The organism is Streptomonospora wellingtoniae, from assembly GCF_031845375.1.
GTDB lineage: Bacteria > Actinomycetota > Actinomycetes > Streptosporangiales > Streptosporangiaceae > Streptomonospora > Streptomonospora wellingtoniae.
The window spans coordinates 73,715-94,933 of record NZ_JAVREK010000027.1 but is presented as its reverse complement, the minus strand read 5'-3'; the positions used below and the strand labels follow the sequence as shown (position 1 = coordinate 94,933).

Here is a 21,219-nt window from a genome sequence, read left to right as displayed (position 1 = left end):
CTTGGGGTGTTCAGCGGATGCGCCGTCCGCTCCGCTCGCTCGTCGCCTCTCCAACGTGGTGTTGTCTTGGAGGGTTCGGCTTCTCGCTCTGCTGCGCGGACGCCGGGTGTCGCCTTCGGAGGCGCCGTCGTCCACTCCGCTCGCTCGTCGCCTCTCCAACGTGGTGTTGTCTTGGAGGGTTCGGCTTCTCGCTCTGCTGCGCGGACGCCGGGTGTCGCCTTCGGAGGCGCCGCCGTCCACTCCGCTCGCTCGTCGCCTCTCCAACGTGGTGTTGTCTTGGAGGGTTCGGCTTCTCGCTCTGCTGCGCGGACGCCGGGTGTCGCCTTCGGAGGCGCCGCCGTCCACTCCGCTCGCTCGTCGCCTCTCCAACTCTGTGAACACCTGCTCCGCCGCCGCTACCCCCTCCATGCTCGCGTGGAACCGCGAGCCCACCTCGCGCAGCGGCAGGTACGCCTCCGGCGCGAGGATCAGCACGAGCAGCGCGGTCTGGTAGTCGAGCATGCCGTACATCAGCCGGATACCGATCTCGACCGCCACGAGGGCCACAGCCAGGGTCGAGAGCAACTCCAGCACGAACGCCGACAGGAAGGCCACGCGCAGCGTGGCCATGGTGGTGCGCCGGTGCTCGTCGGTGATCCGGCGGATGATGGCGGCCTGCGCTTTGGCTCGGCGGAAGATCGCCAGGGTCGGCAACCCTTCCACCACGTCCAGGAAGTGGCCGCCGAGCCGGTTGAGCAGCTGCCACTGCCGACGGGTGCGCGCCTGCGTGTGCATACCGACCAGGGCCATGAACAACGGGATCAGCGGCAGCGTCACCGCGATGACGGCCGCCGAGATCCAGTCCGCACTCGCCACGACGACGAGGACGGCGACGGGGACGAGCGCCGCCAGCGCCAGCTGCGGGAGATACCGGGCGAAGTAGTCGTCCAGCGCGTCGAGGCCACGTGTGGCGAGCGTGACCAGCTCACCGGCGCGTGGCGTGCCCGTCCCCGCGTCGGAACCGGTCTGCCCTGACAACCAGACCGCTTCCGCCCCCGAGCCCTGCGCGGGCTCCGGGGAGTCGTCGTCCTCACTGCCGTCGCGGGCGCCGTCCGCAACGGCGGTGCCGGTCACGTGCGCCACCAACCGCCGGCGCAGCTGCGACTTCGCCTTCGCCGCCGAACGCAGCGCCGCGGTCTCCGAGCCGTAGGCCATGGCCGCGCGGGCCACCGCCACGGCGGCGACCGCGCCGATCGCCCAGCCCAGGTCGGCCGCGCCCGCGTCCGACGCAGCACCCGTGATCACCCGCGCCAGCAGCCACGCCTGGACGAGGATCAGCCCGGTCACTGCGGCCCCGGTGACAACGGTGACGGCCAGGTGCACCCGCACGGCGCTCGCGGTGCGCACCAAGCGGGGATCGAGGGGCTTCATCGGCCACGTCCTCCCGGGTCGTCAGTCGCCGGTCGGGCGCGCCGCCGGCGGCGTCCCGCCGTCCGCCGCGCCACCCGGCGCCGTCGGGCCTTCCCCGGCGCCCGCGTGTGCCGGCTCCTGGCCACCATAGGCGGGGGCGGGGGCGATCTGCTCCCGGGTCACCCGTTTGCGGAAGACCCAGTAGCTCCACGCCTGGTAGGCCATGACGAGCGGCAGGAAGACCACCGCGACCCACGACAGGACGGTGAGCGTGTAGGGGGACGAAGACGCGTTGTCGACCGTCAGGTCGAAGGTCGCGCCGGTGGTCGAAGGCAGCACCGCCGGGTACAGCGAGCCGAACAGGGTCGCGGTCGCCGCGCCGATCGCGACGGCCGTCGCCGTGAACGACCAGCCCTCGCGCCCGTTCGCGGCCAGGAGCGCGCCGGCGGCCAGTGCCGCCGCGGCCGCGGCGGCGACCGGCAGCGTCCAGGCGGCGCCGTAGGAGTACTGCGTCCACGCCAGGAACACCGCGCCCGCCGGCACCGCTACCGCCGCCGAGCGGAGGGCGGCTGCGCGGGCGCGCACCCGCACCGGTCCGGAGGTCTTGAGGGTCAGGAACACCGCGCCGTGCAGGGTGAACAGCGACAGCGTGGTCAGGCCGCCCAGCAGCGCGTAGGGGGTGAGCAGGTCGGCGATCCCCGCGGTCACGATGCCGTCGGCGTCCATCGGCACTCCGCGCACGAGGTTGGCGAAGAACACGCCCCACAGAACCGCCGGCGCCGTGCTGCCGAAGACGATCGCGCGGTCCCACCAGGCCCGCCAGCGGTCGGTGTCGCCCTTGCCGCGGTACTCGAAGGCGACGCCGCGCGCGATCAGCGCCAGCAGCACGATCAGCAGCGGCAGGTAGAAGCCGCTGAAAGCCGAGGCGTACCAGGCGGGAAAAGCGGCGAACATCGCGCCGGCCGCGGTGATCAGCCACACCTCGTTGCCGTCCCAGACGGGGCCGATCGCGTTGATCATGACGCGCCGGTCGGTGTCGTCCCTGCCGACGAGGGGCAGCAGGATGCCCACGCCGAAGTCGAAGCCTTCGAGGACGAAGTAGCCGGTCCACAGGACCGCGATGGCGATGAACCAGATGTCGGGCAGTTCCATGGTCGTCGGCTCCTAGTAGACGAAGGCCGGAACGGGGGCTTCGGCGGTCTGCTCGTCCTCGTCGTCCCGGTCGGGCACCACGTGGGAGGGACCGGCCTTGATGTAGCGCCACAGCAGCCCCGCCTCGACCACCGCTAGCACGGCGTAGATCCCGGTGAAGGCCGCGAGCGAGAACGCGACGGTGCCCAGGCCGACACCGGGGGAGACGCTGGCGGCGGTGAGCAGTTCGCCGTGCACGGTCCAGGGCTGGCGGCCCATCTCGGTGAGGATCCAGCCCAGGATGTTGGCTGCCAGGGCGGCGGGCAGCGCGAGGACCGCCGCGTAGTAGAACCAGCGGGTCCGGGGCAGGCGCCGCCGCCGGGTCAGCCACAGGCCCAGCGCGGAGACGGCGACGCCGAACAGCCCGAGGCCGATCATCAGCCGGAACGACCAGTACAGGATGAAGACGTTGGGGACGTAGTTCCCTTCTCCGTAGGTCTGCTCGTACTGCTCTTGCAGGTCGTTCATGCCTTCGACGGTGCCGTCGATCTTTCCGGTGGCCAGGAAGCTGAGCACGTGCGGCACGTTGACGTCGACGACGTTGAGCCGCTCGTCGGTGTCGCCGACGGCGAAGGTCGAGAAGGAGGCGCCCTCCTCGGTCTCCCAGTGCGCCTCGGCCGCGGCCAGCTTCATCGGCTCATAGGCCGCCGCCAGCTTGGCCTGGTGGTCGCCGGAGTAGACCGCCAGCACCCCCGCGATCAGGGTGACGACCATGCCGGTCCGAAGCGTGGTCCGGAACAGTTCCCGCTCGCGGCCCACGGGGGTTTCGGCGCCGGGGGCCGCGTCCTCCCCGCCGGTGGCGACCGCTCCGCTCGGCCGGGAGGTCCAGAGCTTGTAGGCGCTGACCGCGGCGACGAACATCCCCGCGGTGATGAACGCGGCGGAGACCACGTGCAGGTAGGTGGACCAAGCCTGGGTGTTGCCCAGCACCGCCCAGATGTCGGTGAGTTGGGCGCGGCCGGTCTCCTCGTCGCGGGCGAAGCCGACCGGGTGCCGCATCCAGGCGTTGGCCGCGAGGATGAAGTAGGCCGACAGGTTGGTTCCGACGGCCGCGGCCCAGATGCAGGCCAGGTGGGCCCGGCGCGGCAGCCGGTCCCAGCCGAAGATCCACAGGCCGATGAACGTGGACTCCAGGAAGAACGCCAGCAGCGCCTCCATCGCCAGCGGGGCGCCGAAGACGTCGCCGACGAAGCGGGAGTACTCGCTCCAGTTCATCCCGAACTGGAACTCCTGCACGATGCCGGTGACCACGCCCATGGCGAAGTTGATCAGGAACAGTTTGCCGAAGAACTTCGTGGCCCGCAGGTACCGGTACTTGCCGGTGCGGTGCCAGGCGGTCTGCAGGGAGGCGACGATCACCGACAGCCCGATCGTCAGCGGCACGAACAGGAAGTGGTAGATGGTCGTGATGCCGAACTGCCACCGTGCGAGATCCAGAGCGTCCATGCCCGCCTCTCCGTGGGTCCGTAAATAGACGGCGCGTAGTACTACAAACTGTAGTGCTACGGGGCGTCGTAGGTCGACCGGGTTCGGAGAGGGACACGTCACCCGGACCCGCCGCAATGCGGGCGGGTCCGGGGATCGGGATGCGGGGGCGGGACCGCTGCCGCCGGCTGCTCCGCTGGTTACTCCGGCGCGACGCCGCGGTCGCGCAGCATGCGCTCCATCAGCTCGATCTCGCTCTTCTGGGCCTCGACCATGCCCTGTGCGAAGCCCACGACCATCTGCTCGCCGCCCAGGTCGGCCTCCGCCTGCGCCATGTCGACTCCGCCCTCGTGGTGGTCGATCATCAGCTGCAGGAAGAGGACCTCGGCCTCCTCGCCCTCGGCCGCGGCAAGCTCGTCCATCTCGGCTTCGGTGGCCATGCCCGCCATCAGCCCCGAGTCCTCACCGCCGCCACCGCCGGAGCCGCCGCCGTGTCGGCCGTGGCCCTCCATCCAGGCCATCGACGGCTGCGTGCCGCGTGCGGGCAGGCCCCACTCCACCAGCCAGCCCTGCATCCGGCCGATCTGCTCCTGCTGGGTGCGCAGGATGTCGGTGGCCAGGGTCCGCAGCACCCGGTCGTCGGCCTCCTCCAGCACGATCAGCGACATGTCCACGGCCTGTGAGTGGTGCACGCTCATGTCGCGCAGGAACCCCGCGTCGGCGGAGCTGTCGACGGGGTATGCGGGCCGTCCGAGCAGGTAGCCGCCGATCAGCGCGGCGGCGACCAGGGGGACGGCGATCAGCAGCGGCACCGTGCGCCGACGCCGGGCGGGGGCGGCCTCGTCGCCGCCCTGCGAGGTGTCTTCGTCCACGGTCTCTGTCATATGCTTTTCGCCACCTATGGGAACCTTTCCGGCGATACGCGCGTTCGCCAATGGCGCACCGTGCTTTGAGCGTAACGGTGCATGACGCGTGACCACCCATCCGGGAGAAGCACAGTGGCCAAAAACGCAGCCGAACGCCGCCGGAAGGCCGAGGAGCGGCGCCGACAGCGCGAGCGCGAGGAAAGGCGGTCGCGCATCGTGCGCCTCACCGCCTTCACGGGGGCCGGAGTGCTCTTCGCCGGACTCGTCGGGTTCGGGATCTGGGTCGCCTACGACCGCGGAGCGGGCGGGGGCGGCGCCGGCCAGGCGTCCGACATCGCGAACCTGCAGACCTTCGAGGGACTGACCAACCAGCACGTCACCGACCCCGTCGACTACAAGCAGACCCCTCCCGCCGGCGGCGACCACCACGCCGTCTGGCAGAACTGCGGAGTCTACGACGCGCCACTGTCCTCCATGAACGCGGTGCACTCACTGGAGCACGGCGCGGTCTGGATCACCTATTCCCCCGATCTGGCCGCGGGGAAGGTCGAGAAGCTGGAGTCCCTCTACAGCCAGGGCAGCTACGTCCTCGTCAGCCCTTACGACGAGAAGGAGATGCCCGCCCCGATCGTGGCCAGCGCCTGGGGCAACCGGATTGAGGCGAAGTCGCCCGACGACGAACGCATCACCCGGTTCCTGCGGGCCTTCGAGCGCAGTCCGGACGTGCCCGAGCCGGGCGCGGCCTGCACCGGAGGGCTCGACCTCACGGCGCAGGAGTTGGAGGAGGCCGGCGGCCTCGACGCGCTGACCGGCGGCATGCAGCGCTGACCGGCCGGATCCGGCCCCCGGGGCCGGACTCTGTCGATCTTGTAGCCATCGTGAAGGAAAACGATTTCCGGTGACGATGGCTACAAGATCGACGGTGCCGGGTGCAGTCGCGTGCGCGGCCGGCTCCCGACAGCCACTCGGTTCAGAGTTCGCCGGGAGGAAGCGCCGGTATCTCCTGCTTGATCAGGTTGCTCACTTTCACCAGGCCCTCGGCGGGCGCGCCGTAGGAGGCCGGAACCGTCATCTCGACGTAGGCCTCGCGCCCCACCGCGGTGAACAGCTCGGGGCGCTCCGCCGAGCCGGGCAGCCAGGCGATCTCGTTGACCACCGTGAGCTGGGAGTCGGGTCGCAGCCCGGCCGGGCTGCCCACGCCGCAGCGCAGCGCGATCGGCGGGTCGCCCCATGCCGTGGCGTAGGGGGTCTCGGGCCGGACACCGACCCGATCCTGGTCGAACAGGGTCTGGGGCAGGCGGTCCACGAGCGCGCGGCACATTTGCTCGGCCGCCGGTCCGGGCGTGGGGGCCGGCATCTCCACCGCGCCGGCCGAGCAGCTCGCGAGTACACCCGCTGCGCAGAGAGCGGCGGTCCCCGTCGCGGCACGTCGCATGTCTCGCCACCGGTCCCCGTCGTGTGCTGGACGATCCCTACAAGGCGACCCGTGCCCGGCCGCCTCCTTAGATGTTGACGATCGGGCAGGTCAGGGTGCGGGCGATGCCGTCGAGGCGCTGGATCCGCGCGACGACGAGGCGGCCCAGCGCATCGATGTCGCCAGCCTCGGCCCGCACGATCACATCGTAGGGGCCGGTCACGTCCTCGGCCTGGGTGACCCCGTCGATCGCGGCGATGTCGCGGGCGAGGTCGGCCGCCCGGCCCGCCTCGGTCTGGACCAACACGTACGCCTGCACCATGGAATCCTCCGTCTGCTCATCCCTCGCCCCGGCGGGGCCGGTCCCGCCGGCCGGTCCGATCCGCCGTCGTCTCGCGCTCGTGCGCCGCGCCGTCGGCCGGCCGAATCCGCCCGGAGCGCGGCCGACCGCGGCCGCGCCCGTCTGCCCAGCAGGGTCTAGACCACTGGTGCCGAGGCGTCACCGTACCCTGATAGCTGTGTGGAGCACCATTGGGGAACTGGGCGAATTCGGCGTGATCGAACGCGTGACGGCCAGATTCCCGCGAACAGCCGACGTAATCCTCGGTCCCGGCGATGATGCCGCAATCGTGACCGCCCCGGATCGGCGGGTCGTGGCCACGACCGATCTGCTGGTCGAGACCAGGCATTTCCGCCGCGAGTGGTCGTCGGCCGAGGACGTGGGGCGCAAGGCCGCCGCGCAGAACCTCGCCGACATCGCCGCCATGGGCGCGCGCCCGACCGCGCTGCTGGTCGGCCTCGCCGCGCCGCCCGATCTGCCCGTCGACTGGGCCGACGGCCTCGCCGAAGGACTGCGCGCCGAATGCGCCTTCGCCGGGGCGGCCGTGGTCGGCGGCGACACCGTCTCGGCCGGCGAGATCACCGTGGCAGTCACCGCTCTGGGCGACCTGCAGGGGCTGCCCGCCCTGCTCCGCGACGGCGCGCTACCGGGCGACGTCGTCGCCGTCACCGGGTTCCTCGGGCTGTCCTCGGTCGGCTACTCGCTGCTGGAGGCCGGGATCGCCGGAGCCGAGGACGCCGTGCGGGCGCTCGGCGAGCGGGCACGGCCGGGCGGCGCCCGCGCCGAGACCGCCGATGCGGTGGCCGCCGCGGCGGCCGGCGGGCCGGACGACGCACCCGGCTGGCTCGCCTGCCTGCGCGAGCACCGCAGGCCGCGCCCGCCCTACGCGCGCGGCCCCGAAGCCGTGCATCTCGGCGCGCGGGCGATGCTGGACGTCAGCGACGGGCTGGTGCAGGACCTCGGGCACATCGCGCGCGCCAGTGGTGTGGACGTGGACGTCGACTCCGCGGCGCTGGTGCCCGAGCCCGCGCTGAGCGAGGCGGTGGCGCTGCTGGACGGGTTGGGCCGCCCCGGGCGCCCGGCGGTGCAGCGCATGCTCTTCGGCGGCGAAGACCACGCCCTGGCCGCCGCGTTCCCGCCCGACACCGAACTGCCGCCGCAGTGGCGCCCCGTCGCGGCCGTGACGGCCCCCGGCGCCGGCGGGCCGCGTGTCACCGTCGACGGCGCCGACGCCGAGCCGCAGGGCTGGGAGCACTTCCGCTGACACGCCTCCGGCCAGTCGACCGTCGGGCTCGAAGCGCCCATTTGCCGACATGCATCTCTTCAGACAACGAATGGGGCAGAACCGGCGCACATTATGTCATCCGGCGCGGACGCCGGGTTAAGATGTCGGTTTCGAAGGCCAACTCACGCTAAGCTCTGCCTGTTTCTTCAGTCTGCACCGGAACGGGGTCACCGTGCGGCCACGTGGAAGGGACGACCGGTCCCGGGCGGATCCGCCGAAGCCGCGGCCGGACATCTCCGAGCGCATGCGAGCCGACCGCCGCGATCCGCTCGCCGAACGGCCCCCGAGAGGCGCCCACCGCTCCGAGCCCGCGGAAAAGGGCAAGGTGGCCGCCGTCGGCTACTTCCTCGGCAGCACCGTGCCGCGGAGGGTGCAGCCGCCGCGCCTGCTCAACGTGCTGCTGATCTCCGGAGTCACGCTCGCGCTCACACTCTTCGGCTACAGCACGACCCAGATCTACCTGCGCTTCAGCGAACCCCCCACGGCGCAGGAGAGCAACCCCTCCGTTCCCGGCACGAGCGAGCCGCTCGCGCCCGGCGGCGGCACCGCCGGGCCCGCCCCCGAGGCCTCCGCCGGTGCCGGGTCCCGTGCGGAGATGGTCAGCGTCGTCTCCTACGAGGCCGTCGAGTCCTCGGCCACCGGGTTCACCGGCGAGGTCACCGTCACCAACACCGGCTCCGCCGTCCTCGACGATTGGGAGCTCGCCCTGGAGTTCGCCGACGCCGAGGTCACCTCGGTATCGGACGCGGAGTGGCGGTCCACGGAGAACGGCATCGTCGCGAGCGAGCCCGCGGGTGCCGCCGGGCTGGGGCCGGGGGAGTCGGTGACCGTCAGCTTCACCGCCGAGGGGCAGGCGCAGAATCCGGTCTCCTGCTCGATCAACGCCAGCCCCTGCGACTGGGCCGGCGCCGACTCGGCACAGAACTGAGCCGGGCCAGCGGCCGCGCGTCTATGCGGCGGGGGAGTCCTTGCGGCGCACCGGGCTTTTCGACCGCCCCAGCGCACGCCGAAGAGCGCCACGGCGCGATGCCGTGGCGCTCATGGACGCCGTGGAGCGCGGAACGGGTCCGCGGTCAGCGATCGACCTTGCCGGCCTTGATGCAGGAGGTGCACACCTGCATGCGCTTGGGCGTGCCGCCCACGCGCGTGCGCACGGTCTGGATGTTGGGGTTCCAGCGGCGGCGGGTGCGGCGGTGCGAGTGGGAAACACTGTTACCGAACCCTGGTCCCTTGCCGCAGACGTCGCAGACGGAAGCCACGGTAACTCCATTCAAGCGCTCGGATCCGCACGCGCCCCGATACGGTGCGGGCAATCCGAGAGAGGTCTGATGAGCAGGCTGGCGCGGCGCACCAACCGTGGGAGCGTACACGACGACCTGCGCCGACTTCCAATCCGGAAGGAACACAGAACGCTGACCGCGCACGCGGGAGCGGGGTTGCCGGAGAGCAGGCCCCGGACCCGGATGCGAGCGGCACGGCCGGGGATCCGGCGCGGACGCCGCACGCCCGCCGACCACTATACCGGCTCGCCCCGCCCGCGGGGACCGCGCCGTCGCGCGCGGACGCCCGCCAACGTCGGCGCCGGGGTGTAGAAACGCACTAGCGTGCACATGGAGGTCGTCTGAGAACCGCCGTCGGCGAGGGGAGAGACCCGAGTGACCAGCTGGGACGAGCCGCTGCGGACATCCCTGGGCGCCGCCGCCGCGAAGAAGCTCGCCGGCGAGCTCGGCCTGCACACCGTCGGCGACCTGCTGCGCTATTACCCACGCCGCTACGCCACGCGCGGCGAGCTGACCGACCTGTCCTCGCTGGCCGAAGGGGAGCAGGTCACGGTCGTGGCCGAGGTCCACTCGGTGCACAAGCGCGACCTGCGCCGCGGCCCCGGCGGCAAGCCCCGCAGCCTGCTCGAGGCGGTCATCACCGACGGCACGGGGCGGCTCACCCTGGCCTTCTTCGCCAAGGTCGGCTACCACCAGCGCGAGCTCGCCACCGGGCGGCGGGGCATGTTCGCCGGCCGCGTCTCGACCTACCGCGGCAAGAAGCAGCTCGCCCACCCCGTCTACGAGATCCTGCCCGAGGACTCCGCCGACGACGGGCGCGCCCGCGAGTTCGCCGAGCGCCCCATCCCCGTTTACGCGGCGACCAAGGACCTGCCGTCGATGACCATCGCCCGGTGCGCGGGCCTGGTGCTCGACCAGATCGGCGACTCCTGGCCGGCCGACCCGCTGCCGTCGGATCTGCGCTCCCGGCACCGCCTGCTCGACCTGCGCGAGGCGCTGGAGCGCATCCACCGCCCCGCCGACTCCGAGGACATCCCCCGCGCCCGCATCCGCCTGAAGTGGGACGAGGCCTTCGTGCTCCAGGTCGCCCTGGCCCGGCGCCGCCGCGAGGCGGCCGAGGTCGCCGCCCGGCCCCGGCCGGGCCGCACCGGCGGTCTGCTCGGGGCCTTCGACGCGGCCCTGCCCTTCGACCTCACCGAGGGGCAGCGCGAGGTCGGCGCCGCCGTCGCCGAAGGGCTGTCGTCCACGCACCCCATGCACCGGCTGCTGCAGGGCGACGTCGGCGCGGGCAAGACGCTCGTCGCCCTGCGGGCCATGCTCCAGGTCGTCGACTCCGGCGGCCAGGCGGCCCTCCTCGCACCCACCGAGGTCCTGGCCCAGCAGCACCACCGCTCCATCACCGCGATGCTCGGCCCGCTCGCCCAGGCCGGCATGCTCGACGGCGCCGAGAACGCCACCCGGGTCGCCCTGCTCACGGGATCCCAGGGCGCAGCCGCCCGCCGCGAGGGCCTGCTCGACGCGGCGTCGGGCGCGGCGGGGATCGTCGTGGGCACCCACGCGCTGCTGCAGGAGCACGTCTCCTTCGCCGACCTCGGGTTCATCGTCGTCGACGAGCAGCACCGCTTCGGCGTCGAGCAGCGCGACGCCCTGCGCGAGAAGTCCGCGGAAGGGCGTCCGCACGTACTCGTGATGACCGCCACCCCCATTCCCCGCACCGTCGCCATGACCGTCTACGGCGATCTTGACACGGTGTCGCTGAATCAGCTGCCCGCCGGGCGCGCACCGGTGTCCACCCACGTCGTCCCGGCGCTGGAGAAACCCCGCTTCCTGGAGCGTGCCTGGCAGCGCGTCCGCGAGGAGGCCGCCGAGGGGCGCCAGACCTACGTCGTCTGCCCGCGCATCGGCGACGGCGACCAGGCCGGGGCCGAGGACCCGGCACCTGCCGACGGCGCCGAGGCGCCGGGCGGCGAGGCGCGCCGCCCGCCGCTGGCCGTGACCGAGGTCGCGAGCGAGCTCGCCGCCGGTCCGCTCGCCGGGCTTTGCGTCGAACCGCTGCACGGCCGCCTTTCGCCCGAGGACAAGGACGCCGCCATGCGCCGATTCGCCGAGGGGCGCACCGACGTGCTCGTGGCCACAACGGTGATCGAGGTCGGCGTGGACGTGCCCAACGCCACGGTCATGGTGATCACCGACGCCGACCGCTTCGGCGTCTCGCAGCTGCACCAACTCCGCGGCCGCGTGGGCCGGGGAGGGCTGCCCGGCCTGTGCCTGCTGGTCACCGAAGCCGAGGAGGGTTCGCCCGCACGTCAGCGCCTGGACGCCGTCGCCGCCACCACCGACGGCTTCGAGCTCTCCCGGGTCGACCTGGAGCAGCGCCGCGAGGGCGATGTGCTCGGCGGCGCCCAGTCGGGACGGCGCTCGTCGCTGCGCATGCTCACCCTGCTGCGCGACGAGGAGCTGATCGGCCGCGCCCGCGAGGAAGCCGCCCGCTACGTCGACGAGGATCCCGAGCTCGCCGGGCACCCGCCGCTGGCCCAGGCCCTCGAGGCGCTGCTGACCGAGGAGCGTGCGGAGTACCTGGAGAAGACCTGAGCCGGCGGCGGCACCGGGCGGGTGTGGCGCCCGCGCCCCGCGCGCTACCGTGACCGGCATGACCCGCATCATCGCCGGCGCCGCCCGCGGGCGCCGCATCGCCGTCCCCGGCGGACACGGCACCCGGCCCACCAGCGACCGGGCCCGCGAGGCGCTGTTCGCCTCGGCGCTGTCGGACCTGGGCGGCTTCGACGGACTGAGCGTGCTCGACCTCTACGCTGGCTCGGGCGCGATCGGCCTGGAGGCGCTCTCCCGGGGCGCCGAGCACGCCCTGCTGGTGGAGTCCGACCGCAGGGCGGTGTCGACGCTGCGCGCCAACATCGCGTCGCTGGGGCTTTCGGGCGCCCGCGTGGCCGCCGGACGCGTGCGCCGGGTGCTGGAGGAGGGACCGCGCGATGGCGCCTACGACATCGCCGTGGCCGATCCGCCCTACGCACTGGGCGACGCCGAGGTCGCGGCCGTTCTGGAAGGGCTGCGCGACCACGCCTGGCTGCACCCCGGTGCGCTGGTCGTGGTCGAGCGCGCCAGCCGTGGCGCCGACCTGGCCTGGCCCGAGGGGTACACACCGGACCGGGTCCGCCGGTACGGCGAGGCGGCGCTTTGGTACGGTCGCGCAGCAAGCCGCACCGGTCCGCGCTGAGCACCGCGGCCCGTGCACCGCGAACAACGAGGGATCGTCCGTCGAGAGGAACGAGCCAGTGCGTCGCGTCGTCTGCCCCGGGTCCTTCGACCCGGTCACCAACGGACACATCGACATCATCGGGCGCGCCGCGCGGCAGTACGACGAGGTGGTCGCGGCCGTGCTGACGAATGTCAACAAGCGCGGCCTGTTCAGCGTCGAGGAGAAGCTCGCCATGCTCCGCGAGTGCACCGCGAACCTGGAAAACGTGCAGATCTCGCAGTTCAACGGCCTGCTGGTCGACTTCTGCCGCGACAACGGCATCGGCGCGATCATCCGCAGCCTGCGGTCGGTCAGCGACTTCGACTACGAGCTGCAGATCGCCCAGATGAACTACCGCCTGGCCGGGGTGGAGACGCTGTTCATGACGGCCAACCCGCAGTACTCGTTCCTCAGCTCCAGCCTCGTACGCGAGATCGCGCAGTACGGCGGCGACGTGAGCAGCCTGGTCACGCCCGACGTCGAGCAGCGGCTGCGGGACAAGTACAAGGACCGCGACTCCTCCTGAGGGCACGCTCGCCATCACCGGACGTCCCGATCACGGTGCGGCAGCGGCCGCGCAGGCGGCCCCTCCGCCGGATTTGGGCCGGGTCTGCGGCCGTAGCTATACTGGCTGATCGGCTGCGCCCTCATCTCGGACGCAGCCGCTCCTCCTCTACCGAGGTTGTCCGAACTGTCCGAGAGGTCGTCCGACGACCACCGACCGCCGCACCCGCCGCGCGGGGACGGCACTGCCGAAAGCGCGATCACTCTGTCACGTCTAGACGCCCGGGCCCCTCTGGTGGTCGACACCCGGCCGCTGGGGCGCCAACCCGGCTCCATGCGGACCGTCGAGCGCTCCGCGCCCGCACCCGCGAACCTCGCTACGGCGATGGCGCGCGTGCCCGAGGGTGCGCCGATCGAACTCCAGTTGCGGCTTGAGGCCGTGATGGAGGGGGTCCTCGCCACCGGGCAGGCGCGCGTCGACTACGAGGCCGAGTGCGCCCGGTGCCTGGACCCGGTCGGCGCCACCGTCGAGGCCCCGTTCCAGGAGCTGTTCCGCTATCCCGGCGAGGACGGCCTCGGACCGGCGGACTCGGACACCGAGGACGAGGAAGAGGATTACTATCTAGAGGGCGAGCTCCTCGACCTCGACCAAGTGGTGCGCGACGCCGTCGTGCTCTCGCTGCCGCTGTCGCCGCTGTGCCGGGAGGACTGTCCCGGGCTGTGCGCCGACTGCGGGGTGAAACTCGCCGAGGCCGGGCCCGAGCACGGCCACGGCGAACGCATCGACCCCCGATGGGAGGCGCTGCGCGACATCGGCGAGGAGTTCGGCGACCGATGACGAGCCCCGCTCCGCGGTAGCGCCTCCAGTTCGCCCCCGGGCGGAGGAGGGCCGCCGGAGCACCGTGGCGCTCCCCGGGCAAACGGGGCGCGCCCTGCCAGTAACGCTCCCGCGACCGCGCGGGATGACCCAGGAGGATTGACGTGGCTGTCCCGAAGCGGAAGATGTCGCGGAGCAACACCCGCAAGCGCCGTTCCCAGTGGAAGGCCTCGCGCCCGACGCTGGTCAACTGCCCGCGCTGCCGCGACCCCAAGCTCCCGCACACGGCCTGCCCGACGTGCGGCACCTACAACAACCGCCAGGTCCTCGACGTCTGAGGGCTCCGGGCCACATACGACCGGGCGGGGAACGGCGCTGCCGTACCCCCGTCCGGTCGTCTCGGCTCGCCGGTCTGCGAAAATCGGAGCCGAAAGCGCCGGTTCGGGCATATCCCGAGGCCGTGGTGGCCGCCGGGCAGGGGCAGCGCCCCTCCTCGACGCTCACCTCGCCCTCGAGCGTCCCTGATCGGCTCAGTCGAGCGCAGAGCTAGCGGAGCTGAAGTTGGCCTCCTCCCGCAGCCCAGGCTGGGAGATCCTGACCGGTGTCCACCGCCGGCCGGATCACCGCCGCCGCGCGGGTTCCACCGGTTCCCGCCCCGCGGGCCGGGAGGCCCCAAGACTCCACCGGCCGGCACGGCGGTCCCTGCCGTGCGCCGCTCGGCTGCCGCGACATCTTGAACCTAGCGCACACGTTCGATCAGAGTGGCTGAACTCACGGCTCAGGCCGCGATCTGTGCCACCGGGAGCCCCGATCAGGAGTGTGAACGTCGAGTGGCCACACAACTCAACGCGGCCGAGGCCCGCGAGTTCTACCAGGCGATCGGCGTCGAGATCGACGCCAAGGTGCTGGCGCGGGCGCTGACGCACCGCTCCTACGCCTACGAGAAGGGCGGTCTGCCCACGAACGAGCGGCTGGAGTTCCTCGGCGACTCCGTGCTCGGCCTGATCGTGACCGACACCCTCTTCCGCGAGCACCCCGACCTGCCCGAGGGCCAGCTGGCCAAGCTGCGCGCGGCCGTGGTGAACATGCGCGCGCTGGCCGACGTCGCCCGCGGGCTGGGCATCGGCGAGTACATCCGGCTGGGCCGCGGCGAGGAGGGCACCGGCGGGCGCGACAAGTCCTCGATCCTCGCCGACACCCTGGAGGCCATCATCGGCGCGGTCTATTTGGACCGCGGCCTGGAGGTCGCCTCCGACTTCGTGCACCGGCTGTTCGACCCGCTCATCGCCACCGCCTCCGGGCTGGGCGCCGGGCTGGACTGGAAGACCTCCCTGCAGGAGCTCACCGCCGCCGAGCTGCTCGGAGTGCCCGAGTACCACGTCGACGAGAGCGGTCCCGACCACCAGAAGACCTTCCGTGCCACCGTGCGGGTGGCGGGCGAGGACTACGGCATGGGCGAGGGGCGCAGCAAGAAGGAGGCCGAGCAGCAGGCGGCGGAATCGGCCTGGAAGGCCATCCGCGCCGCCTCCGCTGCGCGCGCGGAGAAGGCCGAGGCGATCGACGCCGACGCCGCCGACGCGGCGGGCGAGGGCTGAGACCGGCGTGCCCGAGCTTCCCGAGGTCGAGGTCGTCCGCGCCGGGGTCGAGCACTGGGTGAGCGGCCGCACCGTCGACGACGTCGCCGTGCTGCACCCCCGCTCTGTACGCCGCCACACAGCCGGCGCCGGGGACTTCTCCCTGCGGCTCAAGGAGCGCTCCTTCACGGCCGTCCGGCGCCGCGGAAAGTACCTGTGGCTGGAGCTCGACTCCGGTGACGCGATGCTGGCCCATCTGGGCATGAGCGGACAACTCCTGGTGCAGCCGCGCGAGCACGCCGCCGAGCGCCACCAGCGGGTGCGCATCGGGCTGGGCCCGGCCGAGCGCGAGCTGCGCTTCGTCGACCAGCGCACGTTCGGCCACCTTCTGATCGGCCCTCTGGTGGAGGACGCCCGCGGAGGCTCGGCCGGCGTGCCCGCGGTGATCGGCCACATCGCCCTGGACCCCCTGGAGCCGGAGTTCGACGACGACGTGTTCTCCGCCTCGCTGCGTCGCAGGCGCACCGGGATCAAGCGCGCGCTGCTGGATCAGTCCCTCATCAGCGGGGTAGGCAACATCTACGCCGACGAGGCGCTGTGGCGCGCGCGGCTGCACTGGGCGCGACCGACGGCGGGCCTGCGCCGCCCGCAGGTGAGCGACCTGCTCAAGCACCTGCGCGACGTGTTGCGCGAGGCGCTCTCCGCGGGCGGCACCTCGTTCGACAGCCTGTACGTGAACGTCAACGGCGAGAGCGGGTACTTCGAGCGCGGGCTGAAGGCCTACGGCCGCGCCGGTCGGCCGTGCGAGCGCTGCGGCGCGGCGATCCGGCGCGAGGTCTTCATGAACCGCTCGTCCTACAGCTGCCCCGGCTGCCAGCGCGCCCCGCGGAGCTGAGAGGCGGTACGGGGTGCGCGGCGGTCGGCGCCGCGTCCGGCCCGGGGTCGGCGGGGCGCCCGACGAGGAAGACGAGGGAGGCTGCGTGGACGCCGGACAGGACTTCCCGGCACGGCTGACGGCATGGGTGCGCGGCCGTGTGCAGGGCGTCGGATTCCGCTGGTGGGTGCGTGCGCGCGCCCTGGAGCTGGGGTTGACCGGCGCGGCGACCAACCTGGGGGACGGCAGGGTCGAGGTCGTGGCTGAGGGGCCCCGCAAGCGGTGTGAGGAGCTTCTCGCCCTGCTGCGCGGCGGCGACACGCCGGGAAAGGTGGCGGGGGTTGTCGATAGATGGGAGAATCCCCGGGGTACCTTCTCAGGATTCATCGAGCGGTGAGTATCCTTGGAGGCGCGACGCGATTCGCGGGCACCCGTCCCGGCGCCGTTATCGGCGATCGGAAGCGCGCACGGGGGTGCCTATTGCCGGATCGCGCGGTGTGACATGCCCGATTACGGTGCGTAACCAACTGTTCCGTTCAACCTTGACCAGCAACGCCCATGGTGAGACTCTGGAAAGCAGACCGCGCGCCTTTCCTTAACCGGGGGCAGCCGAGCAGTTCTGGCGCTCCCGAAGCTCATATGCGCGTGAATCGAATCTGGTCACTCAGTGTGGAGGACCCACATCATGGCGAAGGCTCTGTTTGGCCACGTCGGAGGTCCTGACCCTCAGATGGTTCAGGAGATGCGGCGGCTGCAGAAACGAGTACATGACCTCGAAGACGAGATCAGTCGGCTTCAGGCGCGAAACGACCAGCTTTCCGCGGCTGTGACCGATGTCGCGGTGCCTGCGACCGACCGCGAGCCCGCGCTCGCCTGAAGCCCCGCGAGAACACGCGACGCGACAAAGGGACGCCCTTCGACCGGCGTCCCTCAGCGTGTCATAGGGGACGATCGTCCCCGACCGAACGACCGAAAGACGGAGATCCTGGTCCCGGTCTACCCGGGAACCCGGTCACGCAACCCACGGCGGCAACGCCCGCTCGGCCGCTCCGCGGCATCCATGTAGCGGACTCCCCCCGCCGATCCCACCCGCGCGTCCCAGCCGCCCCAGGCGGCGCGGGGCGCGCCTCCGGGTGGGCGGCGCCGCCGAATCCCCTGGGCACGATCCCCGCGTCTCGCCCCCGCGCCTGTGCGTCCCTGCTCCGACATGAAGGCGGTTGCGCAGACGCGGCGCGCCGGTTCATGGCACCCTTGGTCCCCGAGCCGCACCAGCGCGGCAGGCGAATGTACAGGTAAGGGGGCCGGTGGCGTGTACCTGAAGAACCTCACGCTGCGCGGCTTCAAGTCCTTCGCCTCGGCGACCACCCTGCGTTTCGAGCCCGGCATCACCACCGTCGTGGGCCCCAACGGCTCCGGCAAGTCCAACGTGGTCGACGCGCTGGCCTGGGTCATGGGCGAACAGGGCGCCAAGTCGCTGCGCGGCGGCAAGATGGAGGACGTCATCTTCGCGGGGACCTCCTCCCGCGCCGCGCTGGGCCGCGCCGAGGTCAGCCTGACCATCGACAACAGCGACGGTGCACTGCCGATCGACTACTCCGAGGTCACCATCAGGCGGACCATGTTCCGCAACGGCGGCTCGGAGTACGCCATCAACGGCGACACCTGCCGCCTGCTCGACATCCAGGACCTGCTCAGCGATTCCGGCATCGGCCGCGAGATGCACGTCATCGTCGGCCAGGGCCAGCTCGACACCGTCCTGCACGCCGGCCCCGAGGACCGCCGCGCCCTCATCGAGGAGGCCGCGGGCATCCTCAAGCACCGCAAGCGCAAGGAGAAGGCGCTGCGCAAGCTCGACGCGATGCAGGGCAACCTCGACCGCGTCACCGACCTCACCTCCGAGCTGCGCCGCCAGCTCAAGCCCCTGGGCCGGCAGGCCGAGCTGGCGCGCAAGGCCGCCGTCATCCAGGCCGACCTGCGCGACGCCCGGCTGCGGCTGCTCGCCGACGACATCGTCACCCTGCGCGAGGCCCTGGAGAAGGAGGAGGCCGACGAGGCCGCCGTGCGGAGCCGCCGCGAGGCCGCCGAGAAGGCGCTGGCCGACGCCCAGGCGCGCGAGACCGCCCTGGACGCCGCGGCCGGCGAGGCCGCGCCGGTGCTGGCCCGCCACCAGGACGCTTACCACGGGTTGTCCCGGCTCAAGGAGCGCCTCAACGCCGTCGCCTCGCTTGCGGCCGAGCGCCACCGCAACCTCGCCGCCGAGCCCGAGGAAGCGGGCTCCGGGCGCGACCCCGCCGAGCTGGAGCGGGAGGCCGAGGAGGCCCGCGCCCAGGAGGAGGAGCTGCAGTACCGCCTCGACGACGCCCGGGAGAACCTGGAGAGCGCCGTCTCCGCGCGCACTGCCGCGGAGGAGGCACTCAAGGCCGAGGAGGAGCGCGTCGCGGCCGCCTCCCGGGCCGCCGCCGACCGCCGCGAGGGCCTGGCCAAGCTGGGCGGGCGCGTCGACGCGCTGCGTAGCAGGCTCGCCGCCAGCGAAGCCGAGGTCGAGCGCCTCGACGCCGCGGCCGTCGAGGCCCGCGAGCGCGCGGAGGCCGCCAAAGAGGAGTACGAGGCGGCCGAGGCCGAGTCCGCCGGCCTCGACGAGGGCGACGCCGAACTCGACACCGCCCAGGAGGAGGCCAAGAGCCGCCTGGACGGGATCGACGACAGGCTCAACGAGCTGCGCGAAGCCGAGCGCACCGCCGAGCGCGAGCGCGCCGCACTGGCCGCGCGCAAGGAGGCCTTGGAGTCGGGGCTGAGCCGCAAGGACGGCGCCGCCGCTCTGCTGGAGGCCCGTGAGAGCCTGCCCGGCCTGATGGGTTCGCTGGCGGCGCTGGTCGAGGTCGAGGCGGGGCACGAGACCGCTGTGGCGGCCGCGTTCGGCGCCGCGTCGGAGGCCGTCGCCGCCGAGGACGCCGACGCGGCCCGCGCGGCCGTGGAGCTGCTGAAGGAGCAGGACGCCGGGCGCGCGAGCGTCGTCGTGGCGGCCTCCGCCCCCGGCGGCGCGCCACGGGCGGACTGGCCCGAGCTTTCCGGCGGGCTGCGCTACGCCGCCGACGCGGTGGTACCGCCCGCTGCGCTGCGCTCGGCGGTCACCGCGCTGCTGGACCGCGTCGTGCTGGTCGACGGCGCCGACCAGGCTCGTGAGCTGCTCTCCACTCGGCCTGAGCTGCGCGCCGTGACCGCCGACGGCGATCTCTACAGCGCCGGCCTGGTGCAGGGCGGCTCGGCCAGCGCACCCAGCCTGCTGGAGGTGCAGGCGGCCGTGGACGAGGCGGCTGAGCAGCTCGACGCCGCGTCCTCCGCGGCCGAGGAGGCGGCGGAGCGCCTCGACGCGGCCAAGGATGAGCGCACCGGGCTCGCCGCCGCCTTGGAGGATGCCACCGCGCGGCGCCGCGCCGCGGACAAGCAGCGCAACGACGTCGCCCAGCAGGTGGGCAGGCTCGGCGGGCAGGCCCGCGCGGCCGCCGCCGAGGTCGAGCGGCACACCTCCGCCGCGGCCAAGGCCGCCGCCGGCCGGCAGAGCGATCTCGACGACCTGGCGGCGCTGGAGGCCCGTCTGGCCGAAGCCGAGGCCGAGCCGGTCGACGACGGCGAGCCCGACACCGGGTACCGCGACGAGCTGTCCGAGCGGGCCCGGGCCGCCCGCGCCGCCGAGACCGAGTCCCGCCTGGCCGTGCGCACGTCCGAGGAGCGGGTGCGCTCGATCGCCGGGCGCGCCGACGCCCTGCTGCGCTCGGCCGAGGCCGAGCGGGAGTCGCGCCGCCGCGCCGCCGAGCGGCGCGCCCGGCGCCGCAGCCAGTCGCGCATCGCCGAGGCGGTGGCCGAGTCGGCGGCGCGGGCGCTGGAGCGCATCGAGCACTCGCTGGCCGACGCCGACGCCCGGCGCAAGCGGGCCGATGAGGAGCGCGCGGCCCGCGACGCCGAGCTCAAGACGGTGCGCGCCCGGGTGCGCGAGCTGTCGGTGGAGCTGGAGAAGCTGGTCAACGTGGTCCACGGCAGCGAGGTCGCCCGCGCCGAGCGCAAGATGCGCCTGGAGCAGCTGGAGACCAAGGCCGTGGAGGAGATGGGCGTCGAGGTCTCCGTGCTCGTCGCCGAGTACGGTCCCCGGGTACCGGTGCCGCCGCCCGCCGACGCCCAGGAGGACGAGGCGGTCGCCGTGCCCTACGTGCGCGAAGTGCAGGAGAAGCGCGCCCGCGCGGCAGAGCGCAAGCTCAACCAGCTCGGCAAGATCAACCCGCTGGCGCTGGAGGAGTACGCGGCGCTGGAGGAGCGCCACGCCTTCCTCAGCGCCCAGTTGGAGGATCTGAAGAAGACCAGGCGGGATCTGCTCGACGTCGTCGAACAGGTCGACGCGCGCGTGCAGGAGGTGTTCTCGGCTGCCTTCGCCGACGTCGAGCGGGAGTTCGCGCAGATCTTCGGCCGGCTCTTCCCCGGCGGCGAGGGCCGCTTGGTGCTCAGTGAGCCCGGCGACATGCTCGTCACCGGCATCGAGGTCGAGGCCCGCCCGCCGGGCAAGAAGGTCAAGCGGCTGTCGCTGCTCTCGGGCGGCGAGCGGTCGCTGACGGCGGTGGCGTTCCTCGCTGCGATCTTCAAGGCCCGTCCGTCGCCGTTCTACGTCATGGACGAGGTCGAGGCGGCGCTCGACGACACCAACCTCCAGCGCCTGCTCGTGATCTTCGATGAGCTGCGGGAGGCATCCCAACTCATCGTCATCACGCACCAGAAGCGCACGATGGAGGCGGCCGACGCGCTGTACGGCGTGACCATGCAGAACGACGGAATCTCCCAGGTCATCAGCCAGAAGCTCGACCGTGCCGTACCGGGCCCCTGACAAGCTGTCGGCGCCCGAACCCCGTTGATCTTGTAGCTGTCGTGAAGGAAAGCGATTTCCGTTTGCGATGGCTACAAGATCAACGGGGAGGCGGTCGGCGGCGGGCGGACCGCCCGCTCCGCGTTCGTGTCGACGCA

At 72.5% G+C, this 21,219-nt stretch carries 20 protein-coding genes; 13 read left to right on the top strand and 7 right to left on the bottom strand.

Annotated elements, in window-relative coordinates; translation table 11 throughout:
• The 4 genes from RM446_RS21460 to RM446_RS21445 form a co-directional block, all read right to left on the bottom strand.
• Positions 1 to 1,410 (bottom strand): ABC transporter transmembrane domain-containing protein (locus RM446_RS21460; protein WP_311547193.1); only part of this gene is annotated, 1,410 nt, incomplete at its 3' end.
• Positions 1,411 to 1,431: 21 nt separating this feature from the next.
• The gene (cydB, locus tag RM446_RS21455; protein ID WP_311547192.1) at positions 1,432 to 2,541 is read right to left on the bottom strand and encodes a cytochrome d ubiquinol oxidase subunit II; all 1,110 of its coding nucleotides are present in this window, start codon (positions 2,539 to 2,541) and stop codon (positions 1,432 to 1,434) included.
• A 12-nt stretch (positions 2,542 to 2,553) separates the two neighbouring features.
• Entirely contained in the window at positions 2,554 to 4,026 is a 1,473-nt protein-coding gene (locus tag RM446_RS21450) for a cytochrome ubiquinol oxidase subunit I (protein ID WP_311547191.1), read from the bottom strand.
• 179 nt (positions 4,027 to 4,205) lie between these two features.
• Positions 4,206 to 4,889, bottom strand: coding sequence for a DUF305 domain-containing protein (locus RM446_RS21445; protein ID WP_311547190.1), 684 nt, complete (start codon positions 4,887 to 4,889; stop codon positions 4,206 to 4,208).
• A 114-nt stretch (positions 4,890 to 5,003) separates the two neighbouring features.
• On the opposite strand from RM446_RS21445, the gene RM446_RS21440 reads away from it, so the two are divergent.
• On the top strand, positions 5,004 to 5,699 hold the full coding sequence (locus RM446_RS21440) for a DUF3105 domain-containing protein (RefSeq protein WP_311547189.1): 696 nt from the start codon (positions 5,004 to 5,006) through the stop codon (positions 5,697 to 5,699).
• 142 nt (positions 5,700 to 5,841) lie between these two features.
• On the opposite strand, the gene RM446_RS21435 is transcribed toward RM446_RS21440, so the two are convergent.
• Both RM446_RS21435 and RM446_RS21430 read right to left on the bottom strand, forming a co-directional pair.
• Positions 5,842 to 6,306: a DUF3515 domain-containing protein gene (locus tag RM446_RS21435; protein WP_311547188.1), complete on the bottom strand. Its 465-nt coding sequence runs from the start codon at positions 6,304 to 6,306 to the stop codon at positions 5,842 to 5,844.
• A gap of 67 nt (positions 6,307 to 6,373) precedes the next feature.
• Positions 6,374 to 6,607, bottom strand: coding sequence for an Lrp/AsnC family transcriptional regulator (locus RM446_RS21430; protein WP_311547187.1), 234 nt, complete (start codon positions 6,605 to 6,607; stop codon positions 6,374 to 6,376).
• A gap of 196 nt (positions 6,608 to 6,803) precedes the next feature.
• Here RM446_RS21430 and RM446_RS21425 point away from each other — a divergent pair, with 196 nt between their 5' ends.
• Both RM446_RS21425 and RM446_RS21420 read left to right on the top strand, forming a co-directional pair.
• Complete coding sequence (locus tag RM446_RS21425) at positions 6,804 to 7,889, top strand: thiamine-monophosphate kinase (protein ID WP_311547186.1); 1,086 nt, start codon at positions 6,804 to 6,806, stop codon at positions 7,887 to 7,889.
• A 265-nt stretch (positions 7,890 to 8,154) separates the two neighbouring features.
• On the top strand, positions 8,155 to 8,838 hold the full coding sequence (locus RM446_RS21420) for a cellulose binding domain-containing protein (protein ID WP_311547185.1): 684 nt from the start codon (positions 8,155 to 8,157) through the stop codon (positions 8,836 to 8,838).
• Positions 8,839 to 8,983: 145 nt separating this feature from the next.
• Here RM446_RS21420 and rpmB read toward each other — a convergent pair whose 3' ends face one another.
• Positions 8,984 to 9,169 carry a 50S ribosomal protein L28 gene (gene rpmB / locus RM446_RS21415; RefSeq protein WP_184636557.1) on the bottom strand — a complete coding sequence of 62 codons (186 nt, stop codon included), beginning with the start codon at positions 9,167 to 9,169 and terminating at the stop codon, positions 8,984 to 8,986.
• Between the two features lie 396 nt (positions 9,170 to 9,565).
• On the opposite strand from rpmB, the gene recG reads away from it, so the two are divergent.
• From recG to smc, 10 genes are all read left to right on the top strand, one after another.
• Complete coding sequence (gene recG, locus RM446_RS21410) at positions 9,566 to 11,782, top strand: ATP-dependent DNA helicase RecG (RefSeq protein ID WP_311547184.1); 2,217 nt, start codon at positions 9,566 to 9,568, stop codon at positions 11,780 to 11,782.
• Positions 11,783 to 11,831: 49 nt separating this feature from the next.
• Positions 11,832 to 12,422: a 16S rRNA (guanine(966)-N(2))-methyltransferase RsmD gene (gene rsmD / locus RM446_RS21405; protein ID WP_311547183.1), complete on the top strand. Its 591-nt coding sequence runs from the start codon at positions 11,832 to 11,834 to the stop codon at positions 12,420 to 12,422.
• Positions 12,423 to 12,480: 58 nt separating this feature from the next.
• Positions 12,481 to 12,969 carry a pantetheine-phosphate adenylyltransferase gene (gene coaD, locus RM446_RS21400; protein ID WP_311547182.1) on the top strand — a complete coding sequence of 163 codons (489 nt, stop codon included), beginning with the start codon at positions 12,481 to 12,483 and terminating at the stop codon, positions 12,967 to 12,969.
• A gap of 273 nt (positions 12,970 to 13,242) precedes the next feature.
• Positions 13,243 to 13,785, top strand: coding sequence for a YceD family protein (locus tag RM446_RS21395; RefSeq protein WP_311547181.1), 543 nt, complete (start codon positions 13,243 to 13,245; stop codon positions 13,783 to 13,785).
• Between the two features lie 143 nt (positions 13,786 to 13,928).
• Complete coding sequence (rpmF, locus tag RM446_RS21390) at positions 13,929 to 14,102, top strand: 50S ribosomal protein L32 (protein WP_311547180.1); 174 nt, start codon at positions 13,929 to 13,931, stop codon at positions 14,100 to 14,102.
• Positions 14,103 to 14,594: 492 nt separating this feature from the next.
• Positions 14,595 to 15,359, top strand: a complete 765-nt coding sequence (rnc, locus tag RM446_RS21385; RefSeq protein WP_311547179.1) for a ribonuclease III — start codon at positions 14,595 to 14,597, stop codon at positions 15,357 to 15,359.
• Positions 15,360 to 15,366: 7 nt separating this feature from the next.
• On the top strand, positions 15,367 to 16,233 hold the full coding sequence (mutM, locus tag RM446_RS21380) for a bifunctional DNA-formamidopyrimidine glycosylase/DNA-(apurinic or apyrimidinic site) lyase (protein ID WP_311547178.1): 867 nt from the start codon (positions 15,367 to 15,369) through the stop codon (positions 16,231 to 16,233).
• A gap of 85 nt (positions 16,234 to 16,318) precedes the next feature.
• The gene (locus RM446_RS21375; RefSeq protein WP_311547177.1) at positions 16,319 to 16,609 is read left to right on the top strand and encodes an acylphosphatase; all 291 of its coding nucleotides are present in this window, start codon (positions 16,319 to 16,321) and stop codon (positions 16,607 to 16,609) included.
• Between the two features lie 288 nt (positions 16,610 to 16,897).
• On the top strand, positions 16,898 to 17,089 hold the full coding sequence (locus RM446_RS21370; protein ID WP_311547176.1) for a hypothetical protein: 192 nt from the start codon (positions 16,898 to 16,900) through the stop codon (positions 17,087 to 17,089).
• Between the two features lie 432 nt (positions 17,090 to 17,521).
• The gene (gene smc / locus RM446_RS21365; protein WP_311547175.1) at positions 17,522 to 21,082 is read left to right on the top strand and encodes a chromosome segregation protein SMC; all 3,561 of its coding nucleotides are present in this window, start codon (positions 17,522 to 17,524) and stop codon (positions 21,080 to 21,082) included.
• The last annotated feature ends 137 nt before the right edge of the window (positions 21,083 to 21,219 follow it).

Coding starts and splice junctions, on each gene's coding strand:
- RM446_RS21450 (WP_311547191.1), bottom strand. CDS start 4,026: ATGGACGCTCTGGATCTCGCACGGTGGCAGTTCGGCATCACGACCATC.
- RM446_RS21445 (WP_311547190.1), bottom strand. CDS start 4,889: ATGACAGAGACCGTGGACGAAGACACCTCGCAGGGCGGCGACGAGGCC.
- RM446_RS21430 (WP_311547187.1), bottom strand. CDS start 6,607: ATGGTGCAGGCGTACGTGTTGGTCCAGACCGAGGCGGGCCGGGCGGCC.
- RM446_RS21435 (WP_311547188.1), bottom strand. CDS start 6,306: ATGCGACGTGCCGCGACGGGGACCGCCGCTCTCTGCGCAGCGGGTGTA.
- cydB (WP_311547192.1), bottom strand. CDS start 2,541: ATGGAACTGCCCGACATCTGGTTCATCGCCATCGCGGTCCTGTGGACC.
- RM446_RS21370 (WP_311547176.1), top strand. CDS start 16,898: ATGGCGAAGGCTCTGTTTGGCCACGTCGGAGGTCCTGACCCTCAGATG.
- RM446_RS21420 (WP_311547185.1), top strand. CDS start 8,155: ATGCGAGCCGACCGCCGCGATCCGCTCGCCGAACGGCCCCCGAGAGGC.